Origin of the sequence: Streptomyces sp. NPDC005728, from assembly GCF_040630895.1 — a bacterium.
Lineage (GTDB): Bacteria > Actinomycetota > Actinomycetes > Streptomycetales > Streptomycetaceae > Streptomyces.
The window spans coordinates 1-21,567 of sequence record NZ_JBEXYL010000119.1 but is presented as its reverse complement, the minus strand read 5'-3'; the positions used below and the strand labels follow the sequence as shown (position 1 = coordinate 21,567).

The window sequence follows — 21,567 nt, the reverse complement described above, 5'->3', positions numbered from 1 at the left end:
CCTTGCCGCCTGACCGCCGGCAGCAAGGGCACGGGCGTCAGGACACGACGCCGACGTGGCCGCCGTGGGCGTCGCCCTCGCCGTCCTCACGACCGTGGGCGGGTCGACGGGCTACCCGGTCCTCGGCGCCGCACTCCTGGTCGTCGGCATCGGCGCCGGCTTCTCCTTCACGGTGACCGCCGACGTGATCCTGTCCAGCGTCCCCAAGGACCAGGCGGGCGCCGCCTCCGCGGTCTCCGAGACGGCGTACGAACTGGGCGCGGCCCTCGGCATCGCCTTGCTCGGCTCGATCGTGACAGGCGTCTACCGTGACTTCACGGGCCCGGCCGGAACCCCGGCAGCGGCCCACGAGTCACTGGGCGCGGCGGTCGAGGCATCCGCGAACATGCCCCCGCACACGGCGGAGGCCCTGCTGGACGCGGCCCGCGGCTCCTTCGTCCACGGCCTGCACCTGGCCTCCGGAGCAGGAGCAGCGGTCCTGCTGGCCACGGCGGCGGTGGCGTGGTTCCTGCTGAAGGGGCAGAAACTGGAGAGCGCCGGGTGAGCCGACCTGCCGTCGGCGACGCCAGGGCCTGTCCGGCGGATCATGCCGGAATCGCGGGCCCTGGCACACCCTCCCCCAGAGGGGGGGACCCCCATCGCGTCGGCGCCCTCCTCCGCCTTGCAGCTGGACGCACCAGCACCGCTCACCTGCGCCGATGAGGCACAGTTGGCTGAAGCCGGCCTGATTCGCCGGACAGACCCTAGGCGGCCTTGGCCTTGGTGGCGTACATGTCCACGTACTCCTGCCCGGACAGCCGCATGACCTCAGCCATCACGGAATCGGTCACGGCCCGCAGCACATAGCGGTCCCGGTCCATGCCGTCGTAGCGCGAGAACTCCATCGCCTCGCCGAACCGCACCGTCACGCGGCCGGGTCGCGGCATCCCCGCCCCTCCCGGCTGCAACTTGTCCGTGCCGATCATCGCGAAGGGAACGACGGGCGCGCCCGTCATCAGCGTGAGGCGGGCGATGCCGGTACGGCCACGGTAGAGGCGGCCGTCGGGAGAACGCGTGCCCTCGGGATAGATGCCGAAGATCCTGCCCTCCTCCAGCACGCGCCGCCCGGTCATCAGCGCGGCGACTCCGCCGCGCCCGCCGTCGCGGTCCACCGGGATCATGCCGACGCCGGTGAAGAACCAGGCCATGAGCCGGCCCTTGAGGCTCTTGCCGGTGACGTACTCGTCCTTGCCGATGAAGACGACCTGACGGTCGCAGACCAGGGGCAGGATCATCGAGTCGATGAAAGTCAGGTGATTTCCGGCCAGAATGACCGGGCCATCCCCGGGGATGTGCTCCACGCCCTCCACCTGTGGGCGGAACATCAGGCGCATGATCGGTCCGAGCACTGCCTTGATGAGCGCGAAGCGGGACAACGGGTCCTCCGATGTCGAGGGGGGCGATATGTGTCTGTGCAGGTGAGGACATTACTCGCGGCTCCGGGGGAAGCGCACATCGGGTACGCCCGGTTCACCGAGGTCTTACGTACTGTTGACGCTGGTTTACCTGCGGTGGCGTGCTGGAGTCCGCTGGTGACGCCTCGGCGACGGTGTGACGGACATCGCGTGGAGCCCGCACCGCACGGGTGCCCGCCCCGCGCCCGCCCACACCGACGGATCGTCACCTCCTGCCTCGCACCAGCCATACGGTGTCATCCGCATGTTCGAGCCGAGGTCTCCCGACCGTCATGTGCGTGCCCCTACGATCGGCGCGCACTCAAGGGCGGATGGGCAGGAGGGCGCTCATGGACAGCGACCAGATGAACGGGCAGACGCAGGGAACGGCACGACGGGCGCTCCTCGGCGCGGCGGTGCTCGGCGCGGGCGGGGCGGTCCTCGGACTGCCCGGAACCGCCCGGGCGGCCGACACCCGGACGGCCGGGCACGGCGGCCGCGGGCTGAAGAGCCTGCCGGTGCCGACGATCATCGGCCACCGCGGTGCCAGCGGCTACCGCCCCGAGCACACCTTCGGCTCGTACAACCTGGCCCTCGACCTGGGCGCCGACATCGTCGAGGCGGGCGACCTGGTGCCCACCAGGGACGGCCACCTCGTCTGCCGCCACGAGCCGGAGATCGGCGGCACCACGAACGTGGCGGACCACCCCGAGTTCGCCGGCCGCAAGACCACCAAGGTCCTCGACGGCGTCCCCACCACCGGCTGGTTCACCGAGGACTTCACGCTCGCCGAGCTGAAGACGCTGCGTGCCGTCGAGCGCATTCCGGCCAACCGTCCGCACAACACCCTCTACAACGGGCGCTGGGAGATCCCCACGTTCGAAGAGGTCCTGAAGTGGCAGGACGAGCAGACCCGCAAGCGCGGCAAGCAGGTCTGGATCTACCCCGAGACCAAGCACCCCACCTACTTCCGCAAGCTGGGCCTCGGCCTGGAGGAGCGGGTGGCGAAGCTGCTGCGCAAGTACGGCAAGGACAGCCGGAACTCGCCGGTCATCCTGCAGTCCTTCGAGCCGAGCAGCATCCAGAAGCTGAACCAGTTGGTCGACAACCCGCTGGTCGTCCTGCTCTCCTCGGCGACCGGCCGCCCCTACGACTTCGTCGAGGCGGGAGACCCGCGCACGGTCGCCGACCTGATCACGCCGAAGGGCCTGCGGGAGATAGCCGGCTACGCGCAGGGCATCGGCCCGACGCTGGACCTGGTCATCACGAAGAACGCCGACGGCACCCTGGCCGAGCCGACCACGCTGGTCGCCGACGCCCACAAGGTGGGCCTGGTCCTGCACCCGTACACCATGCGCAACGAGAACCCCTTCCTCCCGGCCGAGTACCGCAAGGGCACCGACGCGGACGCCTACGGCGACGTCTTCGGCGCCTTCAAGACGTACTTCGCGACCGGCATCGACGGCGTCTTCACCGACAACGCCGACACCGGCCTGCTGGCCCGCGCCGACTTCCTGGCCGGCTGAGCCCGCCGCTGTCGTCAACGGCGGGTCCGTACGGCACCCCTTTCGGGGTGACTCCGCGCGCCCCGGAAACCTGTCGCCGGGGCGGCGCGTCGTTCCGCATATGACGCACGACCTGGTAGCCGCCCTGCGCCCGCTGCTCACCGCCGAGGCCTCTGCCGAGGCATGTGCCTCCGGGAGTGAGCCGGGAGACCTGGAGCAGGCGGTCTGGCTCCGGCTCCTGGAACGTCTGGAGGCCGAGGGGCCGCCGCGCGATCCGCAGGGCTGGCTGCGCAGGGCCGTCCGCGCCGAGGCCCGCCGCAGCCGTCGCACCACTCGCCTGGAACGCCCGTACGGCACCGAGCCGTCCGACGACACCCGCCCCGGTCCCGAGCAGCTCGTCCTCACCGCCGCCCGCCACCGCGCCCTGCGCGACGCGGTCCGCCGCCTGCCCGGCCGCTGCCCCCGCCTCATGGAGGCGCTGCTCTCCCCGAAGGACCTGACATACCGGGAGATCGCGGGGGAGTTGGGTATCTCACAGGGAAGCCTTGGGCCGGAACGCTCCAGATGTCTGGGATGTCTACGACGTTTGCTCGCCCCGGAGGTTGCGGCCCGCGAAGCGCGGGGATAGGAGTGAGAACGACAGGCGATCAGGTGAGCGGGAGGCGTGCGCACATGGGCATGAGCGTGACCATCTCGGTGGCGACCGAGCAGGACGCGGAGCAGATCTTCCGGCTCCAGTACCTGTGCTTCCAGAGCGAGGCGGCGTTGTACGGCAACTACCGCATCGACCCGCTCGTCCAGAGTCTGGACTCGGTCCGCACGGAGGTCGTCGCCGACTGCGTCTTCGTGGCCCGCCTCGGCGACGAGGTGGTCGGCTCGGTCCGCGGCAAGGTGACCGAGGACGGCGCGGCCGCCATCGGCAAGCTCTGCGTCCACCCGCGCCTCCAGGGCCACGGCATCGGCGCGCGACTGCTGCGCGCGGCCGAGACGGCGCTGGCCGAGCAGCGCGGCGCCACCCGCTTCCGCCTCCACACCGGCCACCGCAGCGAGAGCAACCTCCGCCTGTACCGCCGCGTCGGCTACCAGACGGTGGGCAGGTCCAAGGGCGCCGACGGGGTGGAGATGATCGTCCTGGAGAAGGCGGCGGGGACGTACGCGACTACGGCGTGACCGTGTTTCGGGCCTTCCTCAACCAGTACAGGGCCGACAGCGGCAGCAGCACCGGGATGAAGACGTAGCCCATGCCGTAGTCCGACCACACGGTCGCGTCGGGGAAGGCCGAGCGGTCCACCAGGGTCCACGTGCCCACGATCAGTACGCCCGCGAGTTCGGCGGCACAGCAGAACAGGGCCGCCCTGCGGGCGGTCTCGCCGCCGCGGACCAGGGTGTAGGTGATGAAGCCGTACACCAGACCGGCCACCGCCGAGAGTGAGTACGCCAGTGGGGCCCGGTCCAACTCCGTCGCGATCTGGTACGCCGAGCGGGACACCGCTCCGACCACCATCACGCCGTAGAACCAGACGAGCAGCAGGCCCGGCCCGCTGATCAACCGGGCCGGCTTCTCCTCGGCCGTCGTCACCTCAGCCTCCCCAGATGTCATAGAGGCGCACCTCCAGCACGGCCAGCACCACGCCGCCGGCGGCCGCCGTCACCGAGCCCCAGCGCGTGCGCTCGGACAGCGACATGACCCCGGCCACCGGCACGCACGCGAACGCGCCCAGCAGATACGCCACGAAGATCGTCGTGCCCTGCTCCGGCTTCGCGCCCCGCGCCAGCTGCACGATCCCGACCACCAGCTGGATCACCGCCAGCAGGGACACCACGGCCATGCCGATGAGGTGCCAGTCCTTGGTCGGCTGGTCCCGGTAGGCGGCCCAGCCGCACCAGGCGGCGAGCAGCAGCGCGGCGACACCGGTCACCAGCGTCAGGGCATTGAGCATGCGGTGACCTTATTACGGCCGTATCGGCCCGCCGCGGCCGACCCCGCCGAGCGCCGTAGGGTCTAGACCATGACGATCCATGCGTACGCCCTTCTGTTCGACAACGACGGCACCCTGGTCTCCTCCCTCGACTCCGTCGAGCGCTGCTGGATCCGCTGGGCGCGCGAGTACGGGATCACGCCCGAGGAGTTCGGGCGCGTGCAGCTGCACGGGCGGCCCGCGGCCGAGATAGTCGCCGACCTGCTGCCCGCTCGCCTGGTGCCGGAGGCGGTCGCCCGGGTCGAACAGCTGGAGGTGGAGGACGTACCCGACGGAGGGGTGCACCTGCTGCCCGGGACGCGGGACCTGCTGGACTCACTGCCCGCCGAGTGCTGGGCCGTCGTCACCTCCGCCACCCGGCGGCTTGCCGAGGCCCGCCTCGACGCCGTCGGCATCCTGCCCAAGACGCTGATCGCCGCCGACGACATCACCCGCGGCAAGCCCGACCCCGAGCCCTACCTGCTTGCCGCCCGGCGGCTCGGCGTGGACCCGGCCCGCTGTGTCGTCTTCGAGGACGCCCCCGCCGGCCTCCAGGCGGGCCGCGCGGCCGGTATGACCACCGTGGCGTTGGCCACAACCCACCGGGCCGAGGAGCTGGACGCCGACCTGGTGGTGAAGGACCTGTCGGCCTTGTCCGCACTGGTCACCGACGGGCGAGTGGAGATCTCCGTCCGCGGCTGAGCACTGTCCGCCGCCGTCCAGCATGCGGACAGCGGCGGCCTGTCAGCACCGTAGGTCTGGTTTACTGATCGCATGACCACGACGAGCAGCCGCACCCTTGCGACCGAGGCGACCACGACGCCCGGTGCTCGTTGTATGTGTCGAATGTGCGCCTTCTAGAGGGCCCCTGCACCACCTCAGCCTCGCGCCCCGAAGCGAGACGCCGTGGCACGTCCGTACGTCGTCGTAGGACGTACGTGACCGACGCCTCCCTCACCGCCCTGACGGCGTGGGGGAACCCCCGTCGCGCACATGTTCTCCCCGGTTCCATCGCCACCGCGAGAACCGTGCCGCGTCCCTGAACGAATGCACCCGTGCCCGGGCACACCCACGCCCGCGCACTCGACAGTGACGGAAACCCCAGTGATCACCACCTCGGGCCTCACCAAGGTCTACCGCTCCCGCGGCCGTGAGGTCACCGCCCTGGACGGCGTCGATCTCCACGTCCGCGAAGGCGAGGTCTACGGCGTCATCGGCCAGTCCGGCGCCGGAAAGTCCTCGCTCATCCGCTGCGTCAACCTTCTGGAACGTCCGACGTCCGGGACGGTGAGCGTCGCCGGCCAGGACCTCACCGCGCTCGCCGGCCGCGGCAGCCGCGCAGGCGGGGAACTCCGGCAGGCGCGCAGCCGCATCGGCATGGTCTTCCAGCACTTCAACCTGCTCTCCTCGCGGACCGTGCAGGACAACGTCGAGCTGCCGCTGGAGATCCTCGGCAAGTCGGGGAAGGAACGGTCCCGCAAGGCGCTCGAACTCCTCGACCTGGTCGGTCTCGCCGACAAGGCGAGGGCCTACCCCGCCCAGCTCTCCGGCGGCCAGAAGCAGCGCGTCGGCATCGCCCGCGCCCTCGCCGGTGACCCCAAGGTGCTGCTCTCCGACGAGGCCACCAGCGCCCTCGACCCGGAGACCACCCGCTCCATCCTCCAGCTGCTGCGCGACCTGAACCGGCAGCTGGGCCTGACCGTCCTGCTCATCACGCACGAGATGGACGTCGTGAAGTCGGTCTGCGACTCCGCCGCCCTCATGGAGAAGGGCAGGATCGTGGAGTCCGGCACGGTCGGCGAACTGCTCGCCACACCCGGATCCGAACTGGCCTCCGCCCTGTTCCCGGTGGGCGGCGAGGCCTCCGGCGACGACCGGACCGTCCTCGACGTCACCTTCCACGGAGAGGCCGCCACCCAGCCGGTCATCTCCCAGCTCTCGCGCACCTACAACATCGACATCTCGATCCTCGGCGCCGCCATCGACACCGTCGGCGGCCTCCAGATCGGCCGCATGCGCATCGAACTGCCCGGCCGCTACGAGGACAACGTGGTGCCCATCGGCTTCCTGCGCGAGCAGGGCCTGCAGATCGACGTCGTCGGCCCCGAGGGCCAGGAGCCGCTGCTGGTGAAGGAAGGTGCGAAGTGACCTGGTCCGAGCAGTGGGAGCTGTTGGAGCCGGAGTGTTGGAACACCCTCTACATGGTCGGGTGGTCCACGCTCATCGCCATCGTCGCCGGTCTGCCGCTCGGCGTCCTGCTCGTGCTCACCGAGCGCGGCGGGCTGCTGCAGAACGTCGTGGTCAACAAGGCCATCGGGCAGGTCGTGAACATCACCCGCTCCATGCCGTTCATCATCCTGATGGTCGCCCTGACCAGCTTCACCCGCTGGATCACCGGGACGAGCATCGGCCGTGACGCCGCCATCGTGCCGCTCGCGATCGGCGCCATCCCCTTCTTCGCCCGTCTCGTCGAGACGGCGGTCCGCGAAGTGGACGGCGGGCTCGTCGAGGCCGTGCAGTCGATGGGCGGAAACACCCTCACCATCGTCCGCAAGGTCCTCGTCCCGGAGGCCCTGCCCTCGCTGATCTCCTCCGCCACCACCACGGTCGTCGCCCTCATCGGCTACTCCGCGATGGCCGGCACGGTCGGCGCCGGCGGCCTCGGCGACCTCGCCGTCCGCTACGGCTACCAGCGCTTCGAGACCGGGCTCATGTGGGTGATCGTGGCGATCCTCGCCGTCGTCATCTCCCTCATCCAGTTCGCCGGCGACTTCGCGGCCCGCTCCCTGCACAACCGCGGCGCCCGCTCCGGACCCGGGCCCAGGCTGCGCCTGCTGAAGGCCGAGGAGCCCGCGGCCGCGGACATCACCAAGGTCGCCTGAGCCCCACCCCAAGACTCCCCGTAACACCCAACACGGGGTCGCACCACCCTTAAGGAAAGGCACTTTTCGTGCGTAACACCGCCAAGTTCACCACCGCCGTCCTCGCCGCCGGAGCCCTCACCCTCGGACTCACCGCCTGCGGCTCCGACAAGGACTCCGGCTCCGCCGACCACAGCGGCCCGCTGGTCGTCGCCGCGAGCCCGACCCCGCACGCCGAGATCCTGAACTTCGTCCAGAAGAACCTGGCGAAGAAGGCGGGCCTCGACCTCGAGGTCAAGGAGTTCACCGACTACATCACGCCGAACACGGCGACCGAGGACGGCTCGGTGGACGCCAACTACTTCCAGAACCAGCCGTACCTGGACGACTTCAACAAGAAGCGCGGCACCCACATCGTGCCCGTCGTCACGGTGCACCTGGAGCCGCTCGGCCTCTACTCCCACAAGGTGAAGAGCGTCGACGCCCTCAAGAGCGGCGCGACCGTCGCCGTCCCGAACGACGCCGTCAACGAGGCCCGCGCCCTGAAGCTGCTGGCCGCCAACGGGCTCATCACCCTCAAGGACGGCGCCGGCAGCGAGGCGACCCCGCAGGACATCACCAAGAACCCCAAGAACCTCAAGTTCAAGGAGGTCGAGGCGCCCCAGACCGCGCGCTCCCTGGACGACGTGGATGCGGCCGTGATCAACGGCAACTTCGCCATCTCCGCGGGCATCAGGCCCGCCAAGGAGGCGCTGGTCCTGGAGTCCGCGAAGAACAGCCCCTACGGCAACTTCCTCGCGGTGAAGAAGGGCAACGAGAAGGACCCGCGCGTGAAGAAGCTCGCCAAGCTCCTCACGTCGCCCGAGGTCAAGAAGTTCATCGAGGACAAGTACCAGGGCTCGGTCATCGCGTCGTTCTGACGGGGCGTATACCGCGTATCGCCACGCACGGGGTCCGCTCCCTCACCGGGAGTGGACCCCGTCGTGCTGTTCGGTGGTTTCATGCTGCATGCTGGGCAGTTCAGCAGGCCCTGAAGGCTTTCCGAAGGTTACGGAGCGGCGCATGACTAGCACCTTCCCCAACATCTCCATCAGCACGGAGCGGTTGGTGCTGCGTCCCCTCGACGAGGACGACGTGCCCGCTCTGGCCGAGATGATGAACGACGAACAGGTCGCTGCCTGGACCGACGTCCCCCAGCCGTTCACCGAGGACGGCGCCCGGCACCGGATCACCCAGTGGGCGCCCGCCGAGCGCGCCGCCGGCCGGGGCCTGGACCTCGCGGTCACCGAGTTCCTCACCCAGCGCCTGGTCGGTATCGTCCAGTTGACCAGGACCAACTGGCACATCCGCTCCACCGAGCTGTCGTACATCATCGCCCCCTGGGCCCGCGGCGAGGGCTACGCCTCCGAGGCCGCGCTCGCCACCGCCCAATGGCTCCTCGGTGACCGGAAGTTCGAGCGTATCGAGCTCCGCACCGCCGCCGACAACACCGCCTCCCAGCAGGTCGCCCAGAAGATCGGCTGCATCAGCGAGGGCGTACTGCGCAACGCCTGCATAGCGCACGTCCGGACCGGGGACGGCACCTGGACCGACGTGCGCACCGACTTCATCGTGTGGAGCCTCCTCCCGGAGGACCTGGAGGGCGCCGACGAGCAGCTCGCCGACACCGCCGGTTTCACCTCGTACTCCGACTGGAACTGACCCCGGCGAGGCGCGCCCGGAGCCGCCGACCACGGTTCCGCTACCTTCACCAGGTACTCTCACGGAGCCCGCTCACGGGGCCCGTACCCCTGACGACCTGCGAAAACCTGGAGACTGACGACGATGGCCGACCGGGTCACGGTGATCGGCTGGGACGGTTCGCCGCTGACCGAAGCGGCACGCGCCGCCCTCGGCGCCGCCACGCTCGTGGCCGGCGCGGCCCACCACCTGGCGCTCCCCGAGATCCCGCCCGCCGCCGAGCGCATCCGCCTCGGCAGCCTCGCCCTGGCCGCCCGCCGCATCGCCGCACACCGCGGCACCGCGGTCGTGCTCGCCGACGGCGACCCCGGCTTCTTCGGCGTCGTACGAACCCTGCGCGCACCGGAGTTCGGCCTGGAGGTCGAGGTCGTCCCCGCCGTCTCCTCGGTGGCCGCCGCCTTCGCCCGCGCCGGCATGCCCTGGGACGACGCCCAGGTGGTCGTCGCCCACCCGCGCACCCTGCGTCGGGCCGTGAACGTGTGCCGCGCCCACACCAAAGTCGCCGTCCTCACCGCACCGGGCGCGGGCCCCGCGGAACTCGGCCTGCTCCTGGACGGGGTCCACCGGACCTTCGTCATCTGCGAGGAACTGGGCACCGAGCGTGAACAGGTCTCCGTCGTCACCTCCGACAAGGCCCCCGACCACACCTGGCGCGACCCGAACGTCGTCATTGTCATCGGCGGCCCGGTCGGGGCCGCCGAGGGGGGCGGCTGGATCGCCGGGCGCGACCCGGGCAGCGGCCCGCGCGGCTGGGTGCAGCCGGACGAGGAGTACGTCGCGTACGGCGGCGGCCTCGGCGAAGGGGAGACCCAACTGCTCCGGGCCGCCCAACTCGCCCGCCTCGGACCTCGGGTCGGCGACCTCGTCTGGGACATCGGCTGCGGCAGCGGCGCGTTCGCCACCGAGGCGGCGCGCGCCGGGGCCGCCGTCATCGCCGTCGACCGGACGGGCGAGGCCTGCGCCCGCACCGACGCGGCCGCGCGCCGCTTCGGCGTCCATCTCCAGGTGGTGCGGGGCACCGCCCCGCACGTCCTCGAGAACCTGCCCGAACCGGACGTCGTACGCGTCGGGGGCGGGGGAGCGGCCGTCGTCTCCGCGGTCGCCGACCGGCGCCCGCAGCGCATCGTGACCCACGCCGCGACCCGCGACGAGGCCGAACTCGTCGGCCGCGACCTGACCGAACACGGATACCGGGTCGAGTGCGCCCTGCTGCAGTCCGTCGAACTGGACACCAGGGCCTGGACGGAGACCGAACGGAACGTCGTGTTCCTGCTCACCGGGGAGTTGCCGCAGCGCGAAGCGCCTCGCTGAGGGCCGGTGGCCGGACGACGGGCAGGCCTGCCGGATCGCGCCCCGTGATCCTGTTGTCGTACTGCGCGCGGTAGGCTGGCCGATCGTTGTACTGCATCCGTGGCCCGGAACTTCGTTCGCCAATGTCCGGAAAGCGTGCCCGTTTTGGGGTGGGTGTGGTACGGCAGAACCCGAGGACGCGCAACGTGGCGCAGTCCACAGCGGGCTGTCGCGGATCATGCTGTCGCGACGGCGGAACGGCCGGGACAATGCCACTGAATGGCTTTGTCGCCTTTTTTGGGCGGGTCGCTCGTGCCGCTGGGCACGCACGCTCGTTCTTCACTACGGGGCGGTCGGTGCGCCGTTCCGGGTGAGCTGGTCGTAGAAGCACTAACCGATGGGCGAGGGGTACGCATGACCGACACCGGCCAGGTCCCGGGCGAGGGGCAGCCGGAGAGTGCAGGCATGGTGGAACAGCCGGGCGTCCCCGCGCACGGCGCGTACACCTACCTCTCCGAGTCACCCGCCGAGGACGAAGACCTGCTGCTGCCGGGCGCCCAGGGTGCGTGGGGCAACGAAGTGCCGCCACCCGCCCCGGAACCGGTCGTCGAGGCCCTCCACGAGCCGGGCCCGCACGAGACGGCCGGCCGGGACAGCGGCTCCGTCGACCTCAGCGGCGTCCGGCTGCCGAGCCCGACGCCGGCGTCCGTGCCGCCGTCGCCCATCCTCTCGGCCCCGCACGACCCGGCGGTGGCACCGCAGCCGCAGCGCAGGCCGCTGCACCTCGGTCCGCCGATCCCCGACGCCTCCGCCAGCCCGGTCCGCTCCCTCGCCGACCGCGGCCCCGCCGGAGCGCCGGTACGGCAGCCGGGTCCGGCCGCGCCCGGCCCCGAGTACCTCGACGCCCAGCCGCTGCGCGACATGGCACCGCAGACCGCGGCCCCCTGGGGCGCCGTGCCGACCGCCGTGGCTCAGGTCGGCGCGGAGGCACCGGCTGCGGAAACGGTTAGTCCAGCCGGTCGGCCCGAGTTCACCGCCGAAGCGACCGACGCCGCCCAGGCCGCGATGACCCGTCTCGCCGCACAGGCGTCCGCGCCGGTGCCGGGCGAGGAGATGCAGGCCCCGGCCCAGGTGCCGGGCGGTGTCCACGCTCATGACGGTGTGCAGCCCGTGTACGGCCACGACGGCGTCTACGCCGTAGCGGCGGGGCAGGGCGCCGGGAGTGCCCCGGCTTCGGCTGAGGCCGGGCAGGGCCTGCAGCCGCCTGCTGCCGTGGGCGTCCCCGGGCCCGAGGGAGTGGCCGCCGAGGCTGCTGTTCCTCCCGCCGAGGGCGGGACCGCTGCCGAAGGGGTCGTACCCGCGCCCGAGGTGGCGCAGGTTCCGGCTGCCGAGGGCACTGTGGTCGCCGAGACAGGCCAGGTGGCTCCTGTGGCGGACGCGGCGGAGCAGAGCGCTCCGGTCCCGGCACCGGAGGGGGCTTCCTTCGCGGAGGTCACGGAAGGCGTCCAGGTGTCCGAGGCCGTTCAGCCGAGTGAGGGCGTGCAGCCGGCTGCGGGCGAGCAGACCGCCGAGGGCCCTGCGCCTGCGGTCGCCGGTACCACTGCCGAGGGCGCGGATGCCGGTGTGGCACACGGTCCGGCTGAGGGGGGCGACGCGGTCGCCGCCGAGGCCGTGCCCCACGCCGCCCACGCCGTCCCCTTGGACGCCGACGCCGTAGTCGCCCACGCCGTTGCCGCCCAGGCCGTTCCTCCGGCGGTCGGCACCGTTGCCGTGGAGCACGTGGTCGAACCGGCCGAAACCGCCGAAGCCGCCGGCTTTGCTGCGGCGCAGGCCGACCACCCGCACGTCTCCGGCACCGCGGCTGCCCAGCCCGTAGCCGCCGACGTCGTTGCCGCCCAGGCCGCTGAGGCCACCGAACCCGAGCAGATCCACGTGGCCGACCCCGCCCAGGCGCCCGGCACCGACCCCGCGCAGGTCACCGAGCCCCCGCAGGCCCCCGAGCCGGCGCCCGCGGCCGTCGAGCCCGTCGCCACCGCCCACGGCACGGAAGGGGAGGCTGTCGCCTTGCCGGAGCCCGACGCCTCCCCGGAGTCCGCTGTCTCCCCGGAGCCCGACGCAGTACAGGTCCCGCCCGGCCCTGCCGCCGAGATGCCCGAGCAGGCCCTCCTCCAGGTGCAGGGGCCGCAGCTGGCCGGAGCCGTCCCGTACGACGGCGAGGCCGAGACCGCCGCGCCCGGGTTGCCGGAACCGGCGGCGCACGCTCAGGACGCCCCCGGTCAGGGTGAGGGAGTCCCCGCCGCCACGCCGGTCCCGGCTCCCGCCGGCCCGCAGCTCCAGTCCGCCCCGGCCGCGCCCTTCGTGCCGGACGGCGTGCCCGGGCAGCGCACGCCCGGTGCCACCGCCGACCCCCTCGCCGCCGGCATTCCGCCGGAGGCGTTCCCCGAGCAGCCGCTCGGGGAGTTCGTGCCCGTCGACGGCCAGGTGCCGACCACCCCGCACCTGGCGCCGACCCCGCCGCAGCCCCTCGTGCTGCCCGCCCAGGAGCAGCACGAGCCCGTGGCCACGGTCCCGGTCCCCGCGCCCCGCGAGGCCGAGCCCGCTGCCGCACCGGCCGCACCGGGCGACGAGCACGCCCCCGACGTCGTCCAGCACGCGGAGGACCTGGAGACCAGGGCCGCCGAGCAGGAAGAGAGCACGGCCGCAGTGGAAGAGGCAGCACCGTCCTCCGGACCGGCCGCTCCCGCCTACGACGACGTCGAGCGCGAGGCGGTCCTGAAGGTGATGCGCGAGCGGCGCGACATCCGCAACGGCTTCCGCAGCGACCCGATCCCGCACGAGGTGCTGCTGCGCGTCCTGGAGGCCGCCCACACGGCGCCCTCAGTGGGCCACTCGCAGCCCTGGGACTTCGTCGTCATCCGGTCCGCCGAGACCCGCCGCGCCATGCACGAACTGGCCATGCGCCAGCGCGACGCGTACGCGAAGTCACTGCCCAAGGGCCGGGCGAAGCAGTTCAAGGAACTGAAGATCGAGGCCATCCTCGACACCCCGGTCAACATCGTCGTCACCGCGGACCCGACCCGCGGCGGCCGCCACACCCTCGGCCGTCACACCCAGCCGCAGATGGCCCCCTACTCCTCGGCGCTCGCGGTCGAGAACCTCTGGCTCGCCGCACGCGCCGAGGGCCTCGGCGTCGGCTGGGTCAGCTTCTTCGACGAGCGGGAGATGGTCCGCGCGCTCGGCCTGCCCGAGCACCTGGAGGTCGTCGCCTACCTGTGCGTCGGGTACGTCGACGAGTTCCCGGACGAGCCCGAGCTGATGCAGGCCGGCTGGTCCAAGCGGCGCCCGCTGTCCTGGGTGGTGCACGAAGAGACGTACGGCCGCCGCGCCCTGCCCGGAGAGGAACCCCACGACCTGCTTGCCGAGACCGTCGCACAGATCCGCCCGCTGGACGCCAAGGCGCTCGGCGAGGCCTGGGAGCGCCAGAAGCGCATGACCAAGCCGGCCGGCGCGCTCGGCATGCTGGAGATCATCTCCGCGCAGCTGTCCGGGCTGTCCCGGCAGTGCCCGCCGCCGATCCCGGAGCCCGCCGCCGTCGCCATCTTCGCCGGCGACCACGGCGTGCATGCCCAGGGCGTCACCCCCTGGCCGCAGGAGGTCACCGCCCAGATGGTGGCCAACTTCCTGGGTGGGGGAGCGGTCTGCAACGCCTTCGCCACCCAGGTCGGCGCCGAGGTGTGCGTGGTGGACGTCGGCGTCGCCGCCGACCTGCCGGCCACGCCCGGTCTGCTGCCCCGCAAGATCCGCGGCGGCACGTCCGACATGACCACGGGACCCGCGATGACCCGCGAGGAGGTCAAGGCGGCCATCGAGGTGGGCATCGAGACCGCCCGCGACCTGGTGGCGGCCGGCAACAAGGCACTGCTCACCGGTGAGATGGGCATCGCCAACACCACGGCGTCCGCCGCGCTCATCTCCGTCTTCACGGGCGCCGACCCCGCCGAGGTCACCGGCCGCGGCACCGGCATCAACGACGAGACCCTGGCCCGCAAGACCGAGGTCGTCCGCCGTGCCCTGGAACTCCACCAGCCGGACCCGGCCGACCCCGTCGGCGTCCTCGCGGCCATCGGCGGCTTCGAGCACGCGGCCATGGTCGGCCTGCTCCTCGGCGGCGCCTCCCTGCGTACGCCGGTGATCCTGGACGGCGTCAGCGCCGGCGCCGCGGCTCTCGTCGCGCGCGCCATCGCCCCCGAGGTGCTCGCGGCCTGCATCGCAGGCCACCGCAGCGCCGAGCCCGGCCATGTGGCGGCCCTCAACAAGCTGGGCCTGCGCCCCCTGGTCGACCTCGACCTCCGGCTCGGCGAGGGCACGGGCGCGCTCCTGGCCCTGCCGCTGGTCCAGAGCACGGCCCGGGCGATGCACGAGGTGGCGACGTTCGATTCGGCGGGAGTCACCGAGAAGTAGGGCGTCACCACCGGGGTGGTCTGGTGTTCAACTGCCGGACCACCCGTGCGGTCTGCCCTGCCTACACCTTAAAATCCGCACGTCAGGGCCGCTCCGGAGCCGTAGCGCGCCCACCGCACAGCTGTCCGAGGAGCCGCCCCTCATGGCCGAACACCCCGCCTACCCCGTAGGCCTCCGCCTCTCCGGCCGCCGAGTGGTCGTCCTCGGCGGCGGCCAGGTCGCCCAGCGCCGCCTCCCGGCACTGATCGCGGCCGGCGCGGACGTGCTCCTCGTATCCCCCGAGGCGACTCCCTCGGTCGAGGCGATGGCGGACGCGGGCGAGATCACCTGGGAGCGGCGTCCCTACGCGGACGGCGACCTCGCAGCGGCCTGGTACGCCCTCATCGCCACCAGCGACCCCGCGGCCAACGCCCGGGCTTCCGCCGAAGCGGAGCGCCACCGTGTCTGGTGCGTCCGCTCGGACGACGCGGACCAGGCCACGGCCTGGACCCCGGCGACCGGCCACAGCGAGGGCGTCACGATCGCCGTCCTCACCACGGAGGCCAAGGGCCGCGACCCGCGCCACACGGCGGCCGTCCGCGACGCCGTGGTCGAGGGCCTGCGTGACGGCACCCTGGTCGCCCCGCACCACCGCACCCGCACGCCCGGCGTGGCCCTGGTCGGCGGCGGCCCCGGCGACCCGGACCTCATCACCGTCCGCGGCCGCCGTCTCCTCGCCGAGGCGGACGTCGTCATCGCGGACCGGCTCGGCCCGCGCGACCTGCTCGCCGAACTCCCGCCGCACGTCGAGGTCATCGACGCCGCGAAGATCCCGTACGGCCGCTACATGGCCCAGGAGGCCATCAACAACGCGCTGATCGAGCACGCCCGGCAGGGCAAGTCGGTCGTGCGGCTCAAGGGCGGGGACCCGTTCGTCTTCGGCCGGGGCATGGAGGAGGTCCTGGCGCTCGCCGAGGCCGGCATCGCCTGCACGGTCGTCCCCGGCATCTCCAGCTCGATCTCGGTGCCCGGCGCGGCCGGCATCCCGGTCACCCACCGCGGTGTCGCCCATGAGTTCACCGTGGTCAGCGGCCATGTCGCACCGGACGACGAGCGCTCGCTGGCCGACTGGCCGTCGCTGGCGAAGCTGACCGGCACGCTCGTGGTCCTCATGGGTGTCGACAAGATCGGGAAGATCGCCGAGACGCTCGTCGCGCACGGCAAGTCGCCCGAGACCCCCGTCGCCCTCGTCCAGGAGGGCACGACGGCTGCGCAGCGCCGGGTGGACGCGACGCTCGCCACGGTCGCCGAGACCGTACGCGCCGAGGACGTGAAGCCCCCGGCGGTCATCGTCATCGGCGAGGTCGTGAACGTCGGCCCGGAGCCCGCGGCTTGATGCGTTTGCCCTGGCCGGCGGGGCCGGCATGTAACCTCGGGTAACCCAACCCGTTCCCAGCCGTTGGCAGCACACCCAGGACAAGGCAGTATCACCCTGTGGCCGATCTCATCACCATTGAGGATCCCGACGACCCGCGCCTGCGCGACTACACGGGCCTGACCGACGTCGAACTGCGCCGCAAGCGCGAGCCGGCCGAGGGCCTGTTCATCGCCGAGGGCGAGAAGGTCATCCGAAGGGCCAAGGAAGCCGGCTACGAGATGCGCTCCATGCTGCTCTCGGCCAAGTGGATCGACGTCATGCGCGACGTCATCGACGAACTCCCGGCCCCCGTGTACGCCGTGAGCCCGGAACTCGCCGAGCAGGTCACCGGCTACCACGTGCACCGCGGCGCGCTCGCCTCCATGCAGCGCAAGCCCCTGCCCACGGCGGCGGATCTGCTCCGCTCCGCCCGCCGGGTGGTGGTCATGGAGTCGGTCAACGACCACACCAACATCGGCGCGATCTTCCGCTCGGCGGCCGCGCTCGGCATGGACGCGGTGCTGCTGTCGCCCGACTGCGCCGACCCGCTGTACCGACGTAGCGTCAAGGTCTCCATGGGCGCGGTGTTCTCCGTGCCGTACGCCCGTCTGGAGAGCTGGCCCAAGAGCCTGGACTCGGTCCGCGAGGCCGGCTTCACGCTGCTCGCGCTCACCCCGGACGAGAAGGCCAGGTCACTCGACGAGGCCGCCCCCCACAAGATGGACCGGGTCGCCCTGATGCTCGGCGCCGAGGGCGACGGCCTGTCGACGCAGGCCCTGGTCGCCGCCGACGAATGGGTGCGCATCCCCATGTCCCACGGGGTCGACTCCCTCAACGTGGGCGCGGCGGCCGCGGTGGCGTTCTACGCGGTGGCCTCGGGACGGCCGGGGGTCTGATCCCGGCCGGGGCCGTCACTCCCGGAGTCGGGGGTGTCGCTTCGCGGAGCCGGGGCGCGTCACCGCCGGGGGCGTCGGGGCGTCCCTTCCGACCGGGGACGCGTCACTTCCCGGAATCGGACCGGAAGGTCGATTCGTACCGCTGCGACATCAGCTGTCCGTCGTCCAGCAGCCTCAAGCTCGGCTGCACCTGCTGCTGGTGCCCGCCGTCGCCGCCCAGCCCGCGCGCCGGGCCCTGACAGCCCTGCGCCACCGCGATGCCGAGCGCCACCAGCAGCGTCACCACCACGAAGACGAACAGCCGCTGACGCAGCAGCCGGGGATTGGCCGGCCGTCTCCCGGAGCCCGTCGTACGCTGCGCCGGACGCCCGGTACCGCTGCGCGGAGCGGGCCGGCTCCCGCTGCCCGAGCGCGGACCGCCGACCCGGGGGACCGGGGTGGGGCGGGCCGAGCCCGGCCGGGAGGCGACGCCGCCGCGCGAGGGCGCACCGCCCCGGCCGGGCGTGCTCCCGCGCGGCACCGGGGTGCCGGGGGAGGTGCGCCGCTGCTCGGGATAGGTATCCGCGAGCCGTCCGGTCGGCCGGTCGGCCTCCGCGGCGCGCGGCGCGGGCGGCCGTGCTTCGGCCAGGCCCTGAGCTTCGCGGGCGGCGATCTCCTTGAGCCGCAGCGACAGTTGGAGGGTGCTGGGCCGGTCGTCGGGATCCTTGGCGAGACAGGCCCGCACGAGCGGGGCGAGGGCGTCCGGTACGCCGTGCAGATGCGGCTCCTCGTGCACCACGCGGTACAGCATCACCTCGGAACTGCCCTGTCCGAAGGGTGAGTCGCCGGTCGAGGCGTAGGCCAGGGTGGCGCCCAGCGAGAAGACGTCCGTCGCCGGGGTGACGGCAGCGCCGCGCACCTGTTCGGGAGCGAGGAAGCCGGGGGAGCCGACCGCGGTGCCGACGTGGGTGAGCGTGGAGGCGCCCGTGGCCCAGGCGATGCCGAAGTCGATGATCCGCGGTCCCTTGGGGGACAGCAGGATGTTGGAGGGCTTCAGGTCCCGGTGGACGACACCGGCCTCGTGCACGGCGACCAGTCCCTCGGACAGGGCCGCGCCGACCGCCGCCGTCTGGGCCGCACCGAGCGGGCCCTCGTCGGCGACCTTGTCGTGCAGGGAGGGCCCGGGGACGTACTGCGTCGCGAACCAGGGCCGCTCGGCCTCCAGGTCCGCCGCCACCAGCCGTGCCGTGCAGCCGCCCCTGATGCGCCGGGCCGCCGAGACCTCACGGGCGAACCGCGACCGGAACTCCTGATCCTCCGCCAGATCGGGCCGGATCACCTTCAGCGCGACCCGCTGACCCTTCTTGTCGGAGCCGAGGTAGACCACACCCATTCCGCCCGCGCCGAGCCGTCGGTGAAGCCTGAACGAGCCGACGACGCGCGGGTCCTCGCGCCTCAGGCGCATCATCGCCATGTTCATCCCCGCTGCCCGGTCCCTGTGACGTGGCACAGCTTACGTTTCCACGGCCGCCTGCGCGCAGAGGCCGCGCCCTCTCGGGCGGACGGATTGTCCGCGGCGGGGGCGCGAGGTGAAACGCGGTCAGGAAGCCACTCCCTGCGGTGCCCTTGAGGAGGCTGTGATCTCAACCCGCCGACATGGCACGGAGGTTGGCCCCGGCCAGGGTGACCTCGGAAGGGAAGCGGGGGCCACGCCGAGAACACCGCGTACGCCCGGACGCCCGGCACCCGGGCCCGCCCGCCGGCGGATCACACCGCATCCCCTCGCCCCGGCCGAAGTGATCGAAGTCACTCACGTCGCCCCGCAGGACGGTCCGGACATGGCGGGACACGGCGGGCGACCCCTCCGGGAGGACCCCGAGACCTAGGTCCACGTCTCCACCCAGGGGAGTACTCCGCAGGTCATGGCTCATCCTCCGGGAGGCCCGGGAATCGGTACGAGGGCATGACGCCCGCCGGGGGCCGCGCGCCTAGATTTGAGGTCAAGCGGCGGGTGCAGCACTCGTCCCCCGAGGTCAGGCACCCGCCGCTGCCAACAACAACCGAACGGTCAGGAGAGGGACCATGGCCCACACGGCACCGCGGCGCACCTCGTACGCCCCCCGCCGGACGGGTCGCCGCCACCCCCTGGTGGCGACGCTCATGGCCCTTCCCCTGGCGGCCCTGCTCCTCGTCGTCTTCGACGGCTGGGAGACGGTGGCCACACAGGCGTCGTCCGTGGGTGTGATGCTGGGGCGCTGAGCGGCGTCCCCAGGCCCGGAAGAGCGGTCCGGGCGGGGACATCCATCCATGAAACCCCGTGGGGACGGGGGTACGGCGGACGGCACAAATGCCGGCGCAGCTGGGGAGCTGCGCCGGCATTACGCCGTTCCGGCCCCTGCAGCGCGTCCGACTGCGGCCGCGCGACTGCGGGCAGTCGCGCCGCCGGGGCGGCACGGGTGGGCGCAGCGGCACCCTGCCGGCGCGGGCGGACGAAGCCCGCCCCCGCCCCGCTGCGGCACCGGGCGCCGATGCGGCCCAGCCCGAGCAGCAGCCACCCGTGCAGCCCTGCCCGTCACCCGCGTACGCTCACCCCCGCACACCCCACCCACCTAGGCCCCCCGTGAACCTCCTCACCGCACTCACCGCGAAGGTCAGAGCCACCGCCCACCCGGAAGCCGGCGGAGCCCCCTGCGCCTGCGGCAGTACCTCTCTCGCCGACCGCCCCGACGCCACCGTCGTCCGGCACGCCGACACCGTCGCGAAGGCCCACGCCCCGGACACGGACTCCGCCGAACTGACCCTCCGTCTCACCGCGGCCGCAGCGGTGCCGGACGTCCTCCTCGCCCCGCTCGCCGCGACCCCGGCCGCCCTGCACGACCGCCCGGTGACCTTCTGGCCGTACGGCGCCCCCGTCGACCCGGAGGATCCGGACGCTGCTCCCTGGGAAGCCGCCGCCACGCTCCTCGCGCGGCTTCACCGGACGCCCCTGCCCGCGCCGCTGCCCCCGATGCGCGGCCCGGAGAAGGCCGCCGGCGCCGTCAGCAGACTGCGTACGGCCGTGAGCGCCACGCCCCACCCGGCCGCCCCCGCTGTCCTCCGGGCCTGGACGGCCCTCCCCGCCTGGGCCCGCGCCGAGGCCCCCATGCCCGGCACCCCGGCTCTCTGCCACGGCGACCTGCACCTGGGCCAGCTCGTCCGCCACCCGGCACCCGACGGCCCCTGGCGCCTGATCGACGTGGACGACCTCGGCCTCGGCGTCCCTGCCTGGGATCTCGCCCGCCCGGCCGCCTGGTACGCCTGCGGACTCCTCCCGCCCGACGAGTGGACCCGTTTCCTGACCGCCTACCGCGACGCCGGCGGCCCCGCGGTACCCGCCGACGGCGACCCCTGGCCCGCCCTGGACGTCCCGGCCCGCGCACTCACCGTGCAGACCGCGGCCCGCGCGATCACCAAGGCGCTCGCCGCGGACCGGCCCCTGGACGAGGCGGAGCAGGCCCTGGCGGACGCCTGCGCACGAATGACTTCGGTACCCGGTCAGTTGACGCACGGATTCCCGGCGTAAGGTGCAACCGACCGGGGCCGGACGGAGTCTGTCCTGGGGAAACACGAAGCAGGACCTACCGGCGAGGAGTTGAGCCGACCATGCAGTGTCCGAAGTGCCATGCGCCGATGCACACCTACAACCGCAACGGCATCCAGATCGAGCAGTGCAGCGGCTGCCGCGGCATCTTCCTCGACTACGGCGAGCTGGAGTCGCTGACCCGCCTGGAGTCCCAGTGGTCCCAGCCGGCGCCGCCGCCCCCGGCTGCCCCGCAGGCGTACCCGGCTCCGGCCGCCCCCGCCTGGGGCGCCCCGCACGGTGGTGGCCACGGAGGCCACTACGGCGGCCACGGCGGCCACCACCGTCACAAGAGCTTCGGGCACATGCTGTTCTCCAGCTGAGCACACGAAGAAGCCCCCGGCCGTACGAGACGGCCGGGGGCTTTCCGGTGTGTGGACGATACTGGGATTGAACCAGTGACCTCTTCCGTGTCAGGGAAGCGCTCTC

The 21,567-nt window shown here is 72.5% G+C and carries 19 protein-coding genes and 1 pseudogene; 16 read left to right on the top strand and 4 right to left on the bottom strand.

Translation table 11 applies throughout. The annotated features are described in order from the left end of the window. Positions 1-55 precede the first annotated feature (55 nt). Positions 56-544 (top strand): annotated as a pseudogene (locus ABZ471_RS41865) (MFS transporter); the annotation flags it as partial. Positions 545-743: 199 nt separating this feature from the next. Here the strand turns inward: ABZ471_RS41865 and ABZ471_RS41860 are convergent. Beyond that, positions 744-1,415 carry a lysophospholipid acyltransferase family protein gene (locus ABZ471_RS41860; protein WP_359074251.1) on the bottom strand — a complete coding sequence of 224 codons (672 nt, stop codon included), beginning with the start codon at positions 1,413-1,415 and terminating at the stop codon, positions 744-746. Positions 1,416-1,783: 368 nt separating this feature from the next. Between ABZ471_RS41860 and ABZ471_RS41855 the strand changes: the two genes are divergently transcribed. The 3 genes from ABZ471_RS41855 (at position 1,784) to ABZ471_RS41845 (ending at position 4,108) form a co-directional block, all read left to right on the top strand. Next, complete coding sequence (locus ABZ471_RS41855) at positions 1,784-2,959, top strand: glycerophosphodiester phosphodiesterase (protein ID WP_359074249.1); 1,176 nt, start codon at positions 1,784-1,786, stop codon at positions 2,957-2,959. 100 nt (positions 2,960-3,059) lie between these two features. After that, positions 3,060-3,566: a sigma-70 family RNA polymerase sigma factor gene (locus ABZ471_RS41850; protein ID WP_359074247.1), complete on the top strand. Its 507-nt coding sequence runs from the start codon at positions 3,060-3,062 to the stop codon at positions 3,564-3,566. A gap of 44 nt (positions 3,567-3,610) precedes the next feature. Beyond that, positions 3,611-4,108 carry a GNAT family N-acetyltransferase gene (locus ABZ471_RS41845; protein ID WP_359074244.1) on the top strand — a complete coding sequence of 166 codons (498 nt, stop codon included), beginning with the start codon at positions 3,611-3,613 and terminating at the stop codon, positions 4,106-4,108. On the opposite strand, the gene ABZ471_RS41840 is transcribed toward ABZ471_RS41845, so the two are convergent. Next, positions 4,098-4,517, bottom strand: coding sequence for a hypothetical protein (locus ABZ471_RS41840; RefSeq protein ID WP_359074242.1), 420 nt, complete (start codon positions 4,515-4,517; stop codon positions 4,098-4,100). The two genes, ABZ471_RS41845 and ABZ471_RS41840, sit on opposite strands and share 11 nt — an antisense overlap. Before the next feature lies 1 nt (position 4,518). After that, positions 4,519-4,878 (bottom strand): hypothetical protein, encoded by a 360-nt coding sequence (locus ABZ471_RS41835; protein ID WP_359074241.1) that lies wholly within the window; start codon positions 4,876-4,878, stop codon positions 4,519-4,521. Between the two features lie 69 nt (positions 4,879-4,947). Between ABZ471_RS41835 and ABZ471_RS41830 the strand changes: the two genes are divergently transcribed. The 9 genes from ABZ471_RS41830 (at position 4,948) to ABZ471_RS41790 (ending at position 17,540) form a co-directional block, all read left to right on the top strand. Continuing rightward, positions 4,948-5,598 (top strand): HAD family hydrolase, encoded by a 651-nt coding sequence (locus tag ABZ471_RS41830; protein ID WP_359074240.1) that lies wholly within the window; start codon positions 4,948-4,950, stop codon positions 5,596-5,598. A gap of 402 nt (positions 5,599-6,000) precedes the next feature. Then, positions 6,001-7,044, top strand: coding sequence for an ATP-binding cassette domain-containing protein (locus ABZ471_RS41825; RefSeq protein WP_359074239.1), 1,044 nt, complete (start codon positions 6,001-6,003; stop codon positions 7,042-7,044). After that, complete coding sequence (locus ABZ471_RS41820) at positions 7,041-7,778, top strand: methionine ABC transporter permease (RefSeq protein WP_359074237.1); 738 nt, start codon at positions 7,041-7,043, stop codon at positions 7,776-7,778. Before ABZ471_RS41825 ends, ABZ471_RS41820 begins: the two co-directional genes overlap by 4 nt. A gap of 68 nt (positions 7,779-7,846) precedes the next feature. Continuing rightward, a complete protein-coding gene (locus ABZ471_RS41815) occupies positions 7,847-8,677 on the top strand; it encodes a MetQ/NlpA family ABC transporter substrate-binding protein (protein ID WP_359074236.1) in 831 nt (276 codons plus the stop codon). Between the two features lie 142 nt (positions 8,678-8,819). Next, positions 8,820-9,458, top strand: a complete 639-nt coding sequence (locus tag ABZ471_RS41810) for a GNAT family N-acetyltransferase (RefSeq protein ID WP_359074234.1) — start codon at positions 8,820-8,822, stop codon at positions 9,456-9,458. A gap of 123 nt (positions 9,459-9,581) precedes the next feature. Further along, positions 9,582-10,808, top strand: a complete 1,227-nt coding sequence (cbiE, locus tag ABZ471_RS41805) for a precorrin-6y C5,15-methyltransferase (decarboxylating) subunit CbiE (RefSeq protein ID WP_359074232.1) — start codon at positions 9,582-9,584, stop codon at positions 10,806-10,808. 393 nt (positions 10,809-11,201) lie between these two features. Then, positions 11,202-15,248 carry a nicotinate-nucleotide--dimethylbenzimidazole phosphoribosyltransferase gene (cobT, locus tag ABZ471_RS41800; RefSeq protein ID WP_359074230.1) on the top strand — a complete coding sequence of 1,349 codons (4,047 nt, stop codon included), beginning with the start codon at positions 11,202-11,204 and terminating at the stop codon, positions 15,246-15,248. A gap of 142 nt (positions 15,249-15,390) precedes the next feature. Continuing rightward, a complete protein-coding gene (gene cobA / locus ABZ471_RS41795; RefSeq protein WP_359074228.1) occupies positions 15,391-16,623 on the top strand; it encodes a uroporphyrinogen-III C-methyltransferase in 1,233 nt (410 codons plus the stop codon). Positions 16,624-16,721: 98 nt separating this feature from the next. Beyond that, a complete protein-coding gene (locus tag ABZ471_RS41790) occupies positions 16,722-17,540 on the top strand; it encodes an RNA methyltransferase (RefSeq protein ID WP_359074227.1) in 819 nt (272 codons plus the stop codon). A gap of 103 nt (positions 17,541-17,643) precedes the next feature. Here the strand turns inward: ABZ471_RS41790 and ABZ471_RS41785 are convergent, their stop codons facing one another. Further along, positions 17,644-18,999 carry a protein kinase gene (locus ABZ471_RS41785; RefSeq protein ID WP_359074225.1) on the bottom strand — a complete coding sequence of 452 codons (1,356 nt, stop codon included), beginning with the start codon at positions 18,997-18,999 and terminating at the stop codon, positions 17,644-17,646. A 602-nt stretch (positions 19,000-19,601) separates the two neighbouring features. Between ABZ471_RS41785 and ABZ471_RS41780 the strand changes: the two genes are divergently transcribed. The 3 genes from ABZ471_RS41780 to ABZ471_RS41770 all read left to right on the top strand — a co-directional run bounded on the left by ABZ471_RS41780 (position 19,602) and on the right by ABZ471_RS41770 (position 21,461). Continuing rightward, positions 19,602-19,778: a hypothetical protein gene (locus tag ABZ471_RS41780; protein ID WP_359074223.1), complete on the top strand. Its 177-nt coding sequence runs from the start codon at positions 19,602-19,604 to the stop codon at positions 19,776-19,778. A 361-nt stretch (positions 19,779-20,139) separates the two neighbouring features. Further along, the gene (locus tag ABZ471_RS41775; protein ID WP_359074222.1) at positions 20,140-21,081 is read left to right on the top strand and encodes an aminoglycoside phosphotransferase family protein; all 942 of its coding nucleotides are present in this window, start codon (positions 20,140-20,142) and stop codon (positions 21,079-21,081) included. A gap of 80 nt (positions 21,082-21,161) precedes the next feature. Then, positions 21,162-21,461, top strand: a complete 300-nt coding sequence (locus ABZ471_RS41770) for a zf-TFIIB domain-containing protein (RefSeq protein WP_359074220.1) — start codon at positions 21,162-21,164, stop codon at positions 21,459-21,461. The last annotated feature ends 106 nt before the right edge of the window (positions 21,462-21,567 follow it).